Annotated in this window: 9 protein-coding genes; 5 read left to right on the top strand and 4 right to left on the bottom strand. The window is 72.5% G+C overall.

Translation table 11 applies throughout. From position 1 onward, the window contains the following. Positions 1-79: 79 nt before the first annotated feature. A complete protein-coding gene (locus ACLLJJ_RS11375) occupies positions 80-577 on the top strand; it encodes a DUF1203 domain-containing protein (protein WP_434589536.1) in 498 nt (165 codons plus the stop codon). A 6-nt stretch (positions 578-583) separates the two neighbouring features. Here ACLLJJ_RS11375 and ACLLJJ_RS11370 read toward each other — a convergent pair whose 3' ends face one another. Beyond that, on the bottom strand, positions 584-1456 hold the full coding sequence (locus ACLLJJ_RS11370) for a LysR family transcriptional regulator (protein ID WP_434589533.1): 873 nt from the start codon (positions 1454-1456) through the stop codon (positions 584-586). Positions 1457-1547: 91 nt separating this feature from the next. Here ACLLJJ_RS11370 and ACLLJJ_RS11365 point away from each other — a divergent pair, with 91 nt between their 5' ends. Next, positions 1548-2762 (top strand): MFS transporter, encoded by a 1215-nt coding sequence (locus ACLLJJ_RS11365; RefSeq protein ID WP_434589531.1) that lies wholly within the window; start codon positions 1548-1550, stop codon positions 2760-2762. Here the strand turns inward: ACLLJJ_RS11365 and ACLLJJ_RS11360 are convergent. Continuing rightward, on the bottom strand, positions 2752-3780 hold the full coding sequence (locus ACLLJJ_RS11360) for an aspartate-semialdehyde dehydrogenase (RefSeq protein ID WP_434589528.1): 1029 nt from the start codon (positions 3778-3780) through the stop codon (positions 2752-2754). The genes ACLLJJ_RS11365 and ACLLJJ_RS11360 overlap by 11 nt on opposite strands. Before the next feature lie 140 nt (positions 3781-3920). Between ACLLJJ_RS11360 and ACLLJJ_RS11355 the strand changes: the two genes are divergently transcribed. Next, entirely contained in the window at positions 3921-4622 is a 702-nt protein-coding gene (locus ACLLJJ_RS11355) for a nitroreductase family protein (protein ID WP_434589526.1), read from the top strand. 84 nt (positions 4623-4706) lie between these two features. On the opposite strand, the gene ACLLJJ_RS11350 is transcribed toward ACLLJJ_RS11355, so the two are convergent. Next, positions 4707-8015, bottom strand: a complete 3309-nt coding sequence (locus tag ACLLJJ_RS11350; protein ID WP_434589523.1) for a S8 family serine peptidase — start codon at positions 8013-8015, stop codon at positions 4707-4709. A 196-nt stretch (positions 8016-8211) separates the two neighbouring features. Between ACLLJJ_RS11350 and ACLLJJ_RS11345 the strand changes: the two genes are divergently transcribed. Both ACLLJJ_RS11345 and ACLLJJ_RS11340 read left to right on the top strand, forming a co-directional pair. After that, positions 8212-8664, top strand: coding sequence for an NUDIX hydrolase (locus ACLLJJ_RS11345; protein WP_434589520.1), 453 nt, complete (start codon positions 8212-8214; stop codon positions 8662-8664). Between the two features lie 454 nt (positions 8665-9118). Next, complete coding sequence (locus tag ACLLJJ_RS11340) at positions 9119-10813, top strand: TIGR03767 family metallophosphoesterase (protein WP_434589517.1); 1695 nt, start codon at positions 9119-9121, stop codon at positions 10811-10813. A gap of 15 nt (positions 10814-10828) precedes the next feature. Here ACLLJJ_RS11340 and ACLLJJ_RS11335 read toward each other — a convergent pair whose 3' ends face one another. Further along, positions 10829-11878: a hypothetical protein gene (locus tag ACLLJJ_RS11335; protein WP_434589514.1), complete on the bottom strand. Its 1050-nt coding sequence runs from the start codon at positions 11876-11878 to the stop codon at positions 10829-10831. Positions 11879-12027 lie beyond the last annotated feature (149 nt).

Below are 12027 nucleotides of genomic sequence, written 5' to 3'. Positions count from 1 at the left end.
TGAGTCCGCCGGGCGGCTGCCGCAGCGCCATGTCCGAAGCCCGCCGGTGCCGGGGCCGGCCCGCGCCGATGCTGGACGCATGACCACCTACCGGGCCCGCCCCATCGACCCCACCGCCCTCAAGCAGCTCCGCGACACGGACGACGCGGGCCGCCCCTGCGTGCCGTACACCGACGAGGAGGGCGGCGCGCCACTGCGCTGCTGTCTGCGGCCGGGCGCGGTGGGGGAGCGGATCGCGCTCGTCTCGTACGCGCCACTGCGGCGCTGGGCCGCGGAGCACTGGGCCAAGCCCGGGGCGTACGACGAGCAGGGACCCGTCTTCATCCACGCCGAGGAGTGCGAAGGGCCGGGCGACGGGGACGACTACCCCTTCGCGCGCTCCGGCGCCCTGCGCACCGTGCGCCGGTACAGCGCCGACGGGCACATCACCGGTGGCCGGCTCCTGGATCTCCCCGGGGAGACCGCGGCCGGCTTCGACGCCGCGTTCGCCGAGGCCTTCGCCGACCCCGAGGTGGCGCTGGTGCACGTCAGGGCCGTCGAGTACGGCTGCTTCCACTTCGAGGTGCGCAGGTCCTGAGGCCCCTCAGTCGGAGAGCGCCCGCGCGAAGGCCCGTACCCGCTCCGTCTCGCCATCCCGGTGCCACACCATGCCGAGGACCGAGTCCGGCACCCCTTCGACCGGTACGAAGACGACGTCCTCGCGGCCGTGGTAATCCGCCGTCGGCCGGCACAGCAGCATCGCGCCGCGGCCTGCGGCGACCAGGGTGAGGCCCTCCTGGAGCGTGCTCACCGACGGGCCGGGGACGGCCGAAGGGGCATGGGCCTCGCGCCAGTACACGGGGGCGGGGGCCGCTGCCTCGACCAGGGGCGTCGTGGCCACCTCCGCCGCGGTCAGGGAGTCGCGGGCCGCGAAGGGATGGCGCAGCGCGACCGCCACGGTCTGCTGCTCCTTGGAGAAGAGCGGGCCCAGCATCAGGTCGGGCTCCGACACCGGCAGCAGCACGATCGCCGCGTCCACCTCGCCCCGGCGCACCGCCCCGAACGGATCGCAGAACGGGATCTCCACGATCTCCGTCACGCACGCCGGGTGGCGCGTCTGGAACACGGTGATCGCCCGCATCAGACGGACGTCCGCCGTGCCCTGGAAGCCGATCCGCAGCCTCCCCTCCACCCCGCGCGCCTCGGCCCGCGCGGTGTCGACCGTCGTACGCAGCGCGTCGTACGCGGGACGCAGCTCGGCCAGGAAACGCTCACCGAGCGGGGTCAGCCGCACCCGGCGACTGGTGCGGTCGATCAGACGCGCGCCGAGCCGCCCCTCCAGTGCGCGCAGCAGCTGACTGATCCTGCTCTGCGACACATACAGCCGCTCGCCCGCGCGGCCGAAGTGCAGTTCCTCCGCGAGCACCAGGAAGCTCTCCAGCTCCCGGATCTCAAGGCCACCCGTGCCGCCACTCATTGCCCACACCCGTCGATCGATGAATTCGGCTCACAGAACGATGAGGATTTCGCCGTTGTTCCCCGCGACCGGGCGGCCAAGGCTGGTCCTCATGCAACAGAGCACCGAACTTACGCGCCCCGCACGTGCGTTGCCGCCCGCCGTGTTCGGCGTCGCCGCGGCTACCTTCGCCGTCGTCACCACCGAGATGCTGCCGGTCGGCCTCCTCACCTCGCTCGGCGACGGTCTGCGTACCTCGGACGGCACCGCGGGCCTGACCGTCACCCTCCCCGGCATCGTCGCGGCGCTCGCCGCACCCCTGCTGCCCGTCGCCGTTCGCCGCGCGGACCGGCGGCTCGTGCTGTGCGCGCTGTTGACGCTGCTGGCCGCCGCCAACGCGCTCTCCGCGCTCGCGCCCGGCTTCGGCGTGCTCCTCGCGGCACGCGCCCTCGTCGGCGTGTGCATCGGCGGGGTCTGGGCGATCGCCGCGGGGCTCGCGGTGCGGCTGGTGCGGGAGGGGACCGTGGGCCGGGCCACCGCGGTCATCTTCAGCGGGATCGCGGTGGCTTCCGTACTCGGCGTACCCACCGGCACGCTCATGGGTGAACTCGTCGGCTGGCGCTGGGCGTTCGCCGCCATGGGCGGCTTCTCCCTGGCGGTGGCCGCCCTGCTCGCCGTGCTGCTGCCGCCGCTGCCCGCCGACGGCGCGGTGCGTCTGCGCGAGGTCACGGGGCTCTTCCGGCTGCCCGCCGTCCGGGCCGGACTCCTGGTGGTGATGCTCCTGGTCGCCGGCCACTTCGCGGCGTACACCTACGTACGCCCGGCCCTGGAGCGGATCCCAGGCATCGGCGCGGGACTCATCAGCGGGCTGCTCCTGGTGTACGGGAGCGCCGGCATCGCGGGCAACTTCCTCGGCGGAGCCGCCGCCGCCCGTGACTCCCGGCGCACCCTCCTCGCGATCTCCGCCGTGCTCGGCGCCACCGCCCTGCTGATGGCCGGGGTCGGCGGCTCGCTCGCCGCCGCGGCGGCGCTGCTCCCGGTGTGGGGGCTGGCCTACGGCGGGGTGTCGGTCGGCGCGCAGAACTGGCTGATGGCGGCGGCCCCGCACAGCCGTGAGGCGGCCTCCGCGCTCTTCGCCGGGGTGTTCAACGCGGCGATCGCCCTGGGGGCGCTGCTCGGCGGCCGGGCCGCCGACCACTACGGCGTACCCGGCGCACTGTGGCTCGGCGGCGCGCTGGCGCTCCTCGCGACGGGCGCGGTCGTGACGGTGGGGCGGGGCTCCACCGAGCCCCGCCCCACCGTGTACAGGAGGAAGGTCAGCCCTTGAGCTCCGCCGCGACCAGCTCCGCGATCTGCACGGCGTTCAGCGCCGCGCCCTTGCGCAGGTTGTCGCCGGAGAGGAAGAGCGCGAGCCCGTTCTCCGCGGTCTCGTCCAGGCGGATACGGCCCACGTAACTGACGTCCTTGCCCGCGGCCTGCAGCGGCGTGGGGATGTCGGACAGCTCGACGCCGGGCGCCGCGCCGAGCAGCTCGTACGCGCGCGCCACGCTCAGCGGGCGCTCGAAGCGAGCGTTGACCTGGAGCGAGTGGCCGGAGAAGACCGGGACGCGCACACACGTACCGGAGACCTTGAGGTCGGGGAGCTCCAGGATCTTGCGGGACTCGTTGCGGAGCTTCTGCTCCTCGTCGGTCTCGAAGGAACCGTCGTCGACGATGGCACCGGCCAGCGGCAGCACGTTGTACGCGATGGGGCGCCGGTAGACGGCGGGCTCCGGGAAGTCCACCGCGTCGCCGCCGTGGGTGAGCTCGGCGGCGTGCTCGACGACCTTCTTGACCTGGCCGTCGAGCTCGGCGACACCGGCCAGCCCCGAGCCGGAGACGGCCTGGTAGGTGGTGGCGATCAGCGCGGTCAGACCGGCCTCGGCGTGCAGCGGCTTGAGCACCGGCATCGCGGCCATCGTGGTGCAGTTCGGGTTCGCGATGATGCCCTTGGGGCGGTTCGCGATGGCGTGCGGGTTGACCTCGGAGACGACCAGCGGCACCTGGGGGTCGCGGCGCCAGGCCGAGGAGTTGTCGATCACGACGGGCCCCTGCGCGGCGACCTTCTCGGCCAGCGCCTTGGACGTCGAACCGCCCGCGGAGAAGATCACGATGTCCAGGCCGGTGTAGTCGGCCGTGGACGCGTCCTCGACGGTGATGTCCGTGCCGTTCCACGTGATCGTGGAGCCTGCGGACCGCGCGGAGGCGAAGAGGCGCAGCTCGTCGACCGGGAACTTCCGCTCGACGAGGATCCTGCGCATGACTGTCCCGACCTGACCGGTCGCTCCGACGATTCCGACCCTCACGTTGACTCCTTTTGTACGTATGTCTCGGGCAAGCCGGCCCATGACAAGCTCGCCCATGATGTGTATGGCCCCACTCGGATTGTCCAATCGATTGTCCGAGGGACGGGACACAGAGCCCCTGCCCCCACCAGACTCGACCCATGTCTGTGACAAAGAACAAGTGGACACCGACCCACGGAGACCCCTACCGGCCGGTTCCCTACCGCCCCGACCGCATGCCGCACGCCGAAACCCTGGCGCGCGCGGCGGACCTGCGTACCCGCATGGACGGGCGCCGCACCGTGCGCCGGTTCTCGACCGACCCGGTGCCCGAGCAGGCGGTGCGGGACGCGATAGCGTGCGCCGCCACCGCACCGTCCGGCGCCCACCAGCAGCCCTGGACATTCGTCCTGGTCAAGGACGCCGAGGTGCGCCGCCGGATACGGCAGGCGGCCGAGGACGAGGAGCAGGTCAGCTACGACGGCAGGCTCGGCGAGGAGTGGCTGGCCGCGCTGCGCCCGCTGGGCACCGACGAGGTCAAGCCGCACCTGACCGACGCACCCGCGCTGATCGTGGTCTTCCAGCAGCGCCACTGGCTGGGCGAGGACGGCACCAAGCGCAAGCACTACTACGTCGACGAGTCGGTGGGCATCGCCGTCGGCATGCTGCTGTCCGCGCTGCACCTGTCGGGTCTCGCGGCGCTGATCCACACCCCGAGCCCCATGCGTTTCCTCTCCGAGGTCCTCGGCCGCCCCGCCAACGAGAAGGCGTTCGCCGTGGTCCCGGTCGGCTACCCGGCCGCCGACTGCATGGTGCCCGACCTGGTCCGCAAGACGCTGGACCAGGTGCTGGTCGAGGTCTGACCCCTTCCGACGACAACGCGAGAACGCGAAGGGGGCGGGCGCCGGATCCGGCGCCCGCCCCCTCCCTCGTACCCGGTCAAGCCGTTACGGCGTGACCTTCTCGATCTGGACACTGCCGGTGCCCGCGGCGGTGCCGCGCGCGTTCAGCAGCTGCACCTGGCCGAAGAACTGCCGGCCCTCGGGCGCCGCACCCGCCACCAGCACCTCGGCGGCGACCTGCGCCGACGCGCCGTTGGCGAGCTTGACGACCTTCGAGTCGTCGACCTTGATCGACCCGAGCGACGGTGCGAAGAACACGTCGCGGTAGTCGTACGCGGTGGTCCCGGCCGGGATCGCATAGCCGTCGACGACTACGCGGTACGTACCGGCGGCGGGCTTGACGAGGCTGACCGCCTCCTCCGAGTCGCCGTCCGCGGCCGATCCGACGAGCACATCGCCCCGGTAGACCGCGAGGTCCAGGTCGGCGGCGGCGTCGGAGACCTTGCCGATGGCGACGTCCAGACGCTCGACGCCCTCACCGATCACGACCGTGGATTCCTGCTGCTCGCCCTGCTTGATCGAAGGACGCGCGTCCTTCGACGAGCCGAGCGGGCCGCCCTTCAGCTTGCCGTCCAGCGCGGCGAAGTCATTGGTGACCTTCCACTCCACCGGCGCCGGAGTACCGACCTTCGCCTCCGGCAGCACCTGCACGGCCGGGTCGAAGGTGACACCCAGCAGGGAGACGTCCAGCTTGTACGGGTTGTCGAGGAGCGGCGACGTACGGCGCGACTCGACCTCGATCTCCCAGACACCCGGCGCCGGGTTCGGGTACGAGCGGACGTCGGGGCGGCAGGTGTTCGCCGGGTTCACGTAGTTCGGGTAGCAGTTGACCGTGGAGGTCGGGTCGGACGGAACGCCGTACGGGTGGATGGAGATGAAGCGCGTCTGGCTGCCGTCCTGGAGCCCGCCCAGGGCGGCCTCCAGGGTCTTGGCGCCCTGCGGGACCGTGATGAAGTACGACTTCGAGCTGTTGCGCTGCACCGAGTCCGACTCGGAGACGGCGTACGCGGGCTTCGCGAGGTCCTTGGCGGCGACGACCGTGCTGAGGATCTGCTTGTCGATGCCCTCGGTGCGGTTGTCGTCCACCTCCAGGATCGCGCTGTGGATGCCCGCCGAGCGGGGCTGCGCGGAGACCTTCACGGTGACCGGCGTGTTCAGCGGGAGGCCGACCACGTCGTTGCCGACGATCCGGAAGGTGCCGTCGTTGTTCTCGAAGTGCAGCTCGTGCCGCACCGCGCGGTCCGGGCCCGAGGTGCGGGTGACCGTGACGTCGTAGACCTTTTTCTGGCCGGGCTTCAGGCCGCCCTCGCGGTCGTACAGACCGGTGCCGAAGCCCGGGGTCTTGAGGTTGGTGTCGAGAGCGGTGTCGACCGGCGCCTTGACGGTGTAGGCGTGGGCGGTCGCGCCCTTCTTGATCGCCTTCCAGGCGTCACCGATGTTCATCAGGCCGGCGCCCTCTTCGTGCGCCTGCGTGCCGCTGATGTGATCGGCCTGGCTGGTCAGCGCGGTGCGCAGCTTCGCCGGGGTGAGCTCGACGCCGGCCTGCTTCGCCGCGGACAGCAGCAGCGCCGAGGCGCCCGCCGCCTGCGGGGACGCCATCGAGGTGCCCTGCAGCATGGAGTAGCCGGGCGGCAGCTGGTAGCCGGCCTCGGCGACCGGGCCGCCGGCGGCCCACGTCTGGGTGGTGTTGATGCCGGCGCCGGGCGCGGTGATGGTCGGCGCGAAGCCGCCGTCCTCGCGCGGGCCGCGGGAGGAGAACGGCATCATGGCGTACGGCTTGCTCACCTGCGAGCCGTAGTTGGCCGCCCACGTCTCCTTGGAGATGGACGCGCCGACCGAGATCACCTTGTCGGCGACCGAAGGGTCACCGATCGTGTTGGTGCCGGGGCCGCTGTTGCCGGCCGAGATGACCAGCTGCACGCCGTAGGTGTCGATGAGGCGCGTGTAGAGCTCGGCGCGGGCGTTGTTGCCGTCGTTGAGCGCCGGCAGACCGCCGATCGACATGTTGACGATGTCGACGCCGCGCTTGGTGACGAGGTCGATCATGCCCTCGGTGAGCGCGACGTTGGTGCAGCCGCCGCTCCAGGTGCAGGCGCGCGAGGAGACCAGCTTGGCGCCGGGGGCGGCGCCGTTCATCTTGCCGCCGAAGAGGCTGTTGGCGGCGGCGAGGCCCGCGACGTGCGTGCCGTGCGAGCCCTCGATGACACCGATGCTGACGTAGTCGGCCTTGGCGCCCGCGCCGTTGTAGACGACGTCCTTGCGGACCTCGGTGACGAACGGGATCTGCTCGACGATCTCCGTCGCCGGATTGTCCTTGCCGAAGTACCGGACCTGCTGAGCGTCCTTGTACGGCTTCATCGCCTCTTCGTCGCCGAAGTCGGCGTCGTTGTCGAGGTCGACGCGGACGGTGCCGGCCGCCGGGTCGTAGAGCACGCCCCACACGTCGGTGGTGTCGCCGTCGCGGTTCAGGTCGCCCGCCATGTCGCCACCCGTGGTGGCGGCCTCCGCGAACGTGCTGAACTTGTACGTGCCCGCGGGCGCGGACCAGGTCCGGCCGCCGGTCGTGAAGACCGGCCCGGCCACCTCGGTCGTCATCCGGCGCCAGGTGCCGTCGGCGTCGGCCACCGGGTCGGTGGCCGTCACCCAGTCGACGATCTTGCGCTCGCCGGTGGTGGTCTTCTGGAGGGCGGGGTGCCCGAGGTCGATCCCCGAGTCCAGGATGCCGATGGTGACGCCGCGGCCGTCCGCCTTCGGGTTCTTCTTCACGAAGTCCACGGCGCCGGTCTCGAAGGACGGGTTGTACGGGTTCTCCGCCGGGGTCTCCTTGTCCGGCGCCGCGTACGTGCCCTTGGCCGCCTCGCCGGCGCCCTTGGCGCGGTCGCCCTGCGGCGTCGGGTCGTCGAGCTCGATCTCCTGCTTGAGGTCGATGCCGTGGACGCTGGAGAGCTTCGCCGCCGCCTTGATGGCCGCGTCCGCCCGGTCCGTGGGGAGCGTCGCCCGTACGTAGCCGAGCTTGTCGTCACTACGTCCGACGACGGAGCCCTGCACGGCGTCGAGCTGACGCGCGACCTGCTCGGTGGCGCCGGGCGCGGTGGCGACCATCAGGGTGACGCTCTTCGCGCCGGTCGACTCCGCCTCGGCGAGCAGCTCCGCGTCGGCGCCGCCGAGCTTCTTGGCGGCGGTCTTGGCGGCGGGCGGCGCCGTCGCACCGGGCCCGGGGGTGTCCGCGGGGGCCGCGAACGCGGTCACCGGTGCCGCGGCGCACAGCGCGGCAACGAGCCCGGCGGCGACGGCTATTCGGGCCGTGCGTCTCGGCCCGGTGGTGGAGCCGGAGGATTCGAGGGTCATTGGCATCCCTGTATGTGGAAGAGAGGGTCCGGAATACGGTGCCGGATGACCGCTCAGCCTTTCTTAAGTGACAGTTCTTTGGGGAGAGTTGTCAGGATCTACATGTGCTCTTGGCGTACATCCGCCACCGCGCCGCATCCGCCATCGGGAGTGAACCGCCGCATACCGGGCGCTCAGGTGCGTCGCCCCGTAACCTCACCCAATGAACCAAGAGCTCAGGGTGGCGGCCTACGCCGTGTGCGTGCGGGACGGCCAGGTGCTCCTCGCCCGCTGGGTGGCCCCCGACGGCAGCAAGCGCTGGACGCTGCCGGGCGGCGGCATGGACCACGGCGAGGACCCGTACGACACGGTCGTCCGCGAGGCGCTGGAGGAGACCGGCTACGCGGTCGAGCCGGTCCGCCTCATGGGCGTGGACTCCATCACCCGCCGCTATCCGCGCCGCCTCGGCACGTTCGCGGACTTCCAGGGCCTGCGGATCGTGTACGAGGGCCGGGTCACCGGCGGTGAACTGCGCCACGAGACCGGCGGCTCCACGGATCTGGCCGCCTGGCACCTGCTGGACGCCGTCTCCGGCCTGGACCGCGTCGAGCTGGTGGACACGGGCATGGAGCTGTGGCGGACGAAGCCGGCCGTGGGCCGGGTCGTGGGACGGTAGCGGGAGGGGCGTGGCACCGGACCGGCCGCGGCGCCCGCCCGGCGGCGATTTGTGCCGCCTTCCCCGCCGGATGAACGGGGAGTGAGCGAGACCGTGCCGTCCGGGGGGCTTCGGATGGCACTTCACGCGCCCCCGGGCGTCCGAGTGATCCCTGTCCGGTGATCGGCGTCGCGCGTTGCGGAGCCGTTAACGCGCAGGTCATTCCGGATGTCAACGATCCAGGAGGGCGGGGGATCCCACTTCCGCCCGGGGCACGCCGTCCGGATCGTCCGGGCCCGCCCCGCCCGGCACGGCACCCCGCAGCGTCACCGGCCCCACGCACCCGGCAGCCACCCGCAGCCGGCCCCGCGCCCCCCGGTGCCCCGCGAGGCCCCGCACCGGACGGAGGCGGACCTCGCGGCCGAGGCGGCACGGCGCGCCCGGCCGATGCGTTCGCACCCGGGGAGACCGCGCCATGTCACGCCTACGCTCCGCAGCCGCCCTCGACCGCCGCTCCTTCCTCGCCGCCACCGGGGCGGTCGGCGCATCCGCCGGCCTCGGCGTCGCGCTCCGTCCCGACCAGGGCGCCCCGCCGCCGCGCGGCGGCGGGCCCGCCGCCGCGCCCCGGCCCGCGGCGCCCGTCGCCCCGGTCTCCGTCTCCCGGGCCACCTCGCTCGGCACGGTCGCCACGCCCCGCGCCGCCGCTCCCACCGGATACCGGCGGCTCGGCGACGGCCCCGGCTGGAAGCGCGTCGTACGCGGCGAACTGGCCGCCGCCAAGCCGGGCCGCGCCGACCGCCGCACCACCGTCGCCTCCTTCGTCCAGCTCACCGACCTGCACCTCACCGACGCCCAGCACCCGGTCCGTACGGAGTACCTGCGCGCCCAGGCCGTGTCCGCCTGGCGCCCCCAGGAGGCCCTCACCGTGCACGGCGCGGTGTCCCTCGTCGAGCGCGTCAACGCGCTGCGCGGCGGGCCCGCCACCGGGGCGCCGCTCGACTTCGTCATGACCACCGGCGACAACACCGACAACAACTCCAAGGCCGAGCTGGGCTGGTTCCTGCGCACGATGAGCGGCGGCCGTATCACCCCCAACACCGGGGACCCCGGCCGCTACGAAGGCGTCCAGGACTCCGGCCTGCCCCTGTACTGGCACCCGGACGGCGCCCTGCGCGACGCCGACAAGAAGCTCGGGTACCCGCGCATCGAGGGCTACCTGGCCGCCGCGATCCGCCCGGTCAACAGCCCCGGACTGCGGCTGCCCTGGTACTCCACCGTCGGCAACCACGACGACCTGCCCAGCGGCTGCTTCGCCAACGGCACCGAATACCTCGGCGACTTCGCCGTCGCCGACCGCAAGCTCATGACCCTCCCGCTCGCCGACGCCCGCGCGCTGGAGGCCGTACTCAAGGACGGCAAGGACCCCAGGGGCAACCACTTCACCGACCTGCTGCGCCGCGAGACCCGCCGGATGCGCCGTGTCACCCCCGACCCCGCCCGCGCCCCCTTCACCCCGCGCGAGTACATCCAGGCCCACCTCGACCCGGCGTACGCGGGGGCGTCGGCGGGCGCGCCCGGCCACGGCTACACCCGCGAGAACCTCGACACCGGGAACCTGCACTACTCCTTCCGCGTCGCCGACGGCGTCCTCGGCGTCAGCCTCGACACCACCGATCAGGGCGGTCACTTCGAGGGGCACATCGGACAGGCGCAACTGAACTGGCTCAAAAGGCTGCTGACGGCACATCAGGACGACCAGGTGCTGATCTTCAGCCACCACAACAGCTGGACGTTCGACGGCGACGACGGCGACCGGCTGCTCGCGCTCCTCAAGGGGCACCGCAACGTCGTCGCCTGGATCAACGGCCACAGCCACCGCAATGTGATCCTCCAGCACGGCACCTTCTGGGAGATCTCCACCGCCTCCCACGTCGAGTTCCCCCAACTCGCCCGCGTCATCGAGCTGGTGGACAACCACGACGGAACGCTCTCCCTCTTCACCACGCTCATCGAGTCCGCCGCGCCCCACCGCACCGACTACACCGACCTCTCCCAGACCGGTCTCGCCGCGCTCTACCGCGAACTGTCCTTCAACACTCCGGGCGCCAGGCGCAATCTCGCCGGCCCCGCCGACGCCCGCAACACGGAACTGCTCCTGAAGAAGCGGTAGCCCGCCGAGCAGGCACTAGCGGGGGAGGAGCACGACGTACGCCGCGGGCTCCCGGTCCGCCGCCGCGAGCAGAGCCGTGCGCACCACCGCGGCCTGCTGCTCCAGCGAATCCCGCAGCTTCCTGGGCGTGATGTGCACGACCGTGATGCCGAGCCGCTCCAAGTGCTCCCGCTTGCGGGCGTACTCGGTCCACAGTGCGTCCTCCTCCTGGCGCTCGCCCTGCCGGGGCGCCCGGGTGTCCAGCTCGATCGCCACCGCCTGGTCCGGCCAGTACGCGTCGACGCCACCCAGGTAGGGGCCGCCGGGCAGCCGCAGATCGACGTCCCACAGCGGGTCGGGCAGGCCCTGGGTGCGGACCAGCTCGTACAGCCGCTCCTCGGCGATGGCCCGGCCCTCGGCGAGCAACGAGTCCACCGCGTCGACCACGTGCGGCCGCGACAGCAACCGCGCCGTGCTCAGCTCCCGCACCACGGCGGCCGGTTCGCAGTGCCCGCCGCGCACCGCCTCGGTCATCAGTCTGCGCACGGCGTCGGCGTCGTCGAGCTGCGCCACGGCGTCCGCGAGCGCACGCGCCACGGGGGCCACCGGCACGCCGGTGAGCTGCTGTGCGGCGGGCGTGGAGTGGACGCGGATCAGCCGGGCGCAGCCCGTCGAACGCAGCCTGCGGGTGCGCGGCACCAGGACGTCGATGTGGTCGATGGAGAGCAGCGGGGGAGCGGCGGAGAAGCCGTGCAGAGCGAGCGCGGCCAGCCCGGTGATCATGACATCGCCGTACGGAGGGGCGTCCGCGCCGGCCCGGCACTGCGCGGGCACCGCGACCCGGGCCGGCGGCCGTCCCGCGTACAGCAGCACCCCGTGCAGCCGCTCCTCGTCGGTCGGCGGCCCGGGGTGCAGGACGACGATGCCGGGCAACAGTTGCTGCCAGGGTCCGCCGGGGCGGCACTGCGCGGCGGTGTCGGCGGGGGAGACGCCGTGCGCCCGCAACTGGGCCGCCGACAGCACGCGGCGCTGTACATCGGTGAGGTGGCTGAGGGGGCGGGGGAAGACGGGGGTGTCGTGGTTCATGTCTCGGGGTTTCCCGCGCTTTCCCCGCCCACTAACCACTGTTACAAGCCCGTCGACAATTCAGGACAAGCCCGCGCTAAAGTACGGGCGTTCGACTGCCGATCAGGCAACCCCGTGGGTACGCCACGGGGTTGCCCGCGCCAAGCACG

The organism is Streptomyces sp. A5-4 (genome assembly GCF_051131715.1).
GTDB lineage: Bacteria > Actinomycetota > Actinomycetes > Streptomycetales > Streptomycetaceae > Streptomyces.
Note: the sequence above shows the minus strand (reverse complement) of the source record. Positions and strands in the feature narration are given on the sequence as shown.

Excerpts from the sequence above, each read along its gene's own strand:
- ACLLJJ_RS11345 (WP_434589520.1), top strand. The coding sequence starts at position 8,212 with ATGAACCAAGAGCTCAGGGTGGCGGCCTACGCCGTGTGCGTGCGGGAC.
- ACLLJJ_RS11370 (WP_434589533.1), bottom strand. The coding sequence starts at position 1,456 with ATGAGTGGCGGCACGGGTGGCCTTGAGATCCGGGAGCTGGAGAGCTTC.
- ACLLJJ_RS11355 (WP_434589526.1), top strand. The coding sequence starts at position 3,921 with ATGTCTGTGACAAAGAACAAGTGGACACCGACCCACGGAGACCCCTAC.
- ACLLJJ_RS11335 (WP_434589514.1), bottom strand. The coding sequence starts at position 11,878 with ATGAACCACGACACCCCCGTCTTCCCCCGCCCCCTCAGCCACCTCACC.
- ACLLJJ_RS11340 (WP_434589517.1), top strand. The coding sequence starts at position 9,119 with ATGTCACGCCTACGCTCCGCAGCCGCCCTCGACCGCCGCTCCTTCCTC.
- ACLLJJ_RS11365 (WP_434589531.1), top strand. The coding sequence starts at position 1,548 with ATGCAACAGAGCACCGAACTTACGCGCCCCGCACGTGCGTTGCCGCCC.
- ACLLJJ_RS11350 (WP_434589523.1), bottom strand. The coding sequence starts at position 8,015 with ATGCCAATGACCCTCGAATCCTCCGGCTCCACCACCGGGCCGAGACGC.
- ACLLJJ_RS11375 (WP_434589536.1), top strand. The coding sequence starts at position 80 with ATGACCACCTACCGGGCCCGCCCCATCGACCCCACCGCCCTCAAGCAG.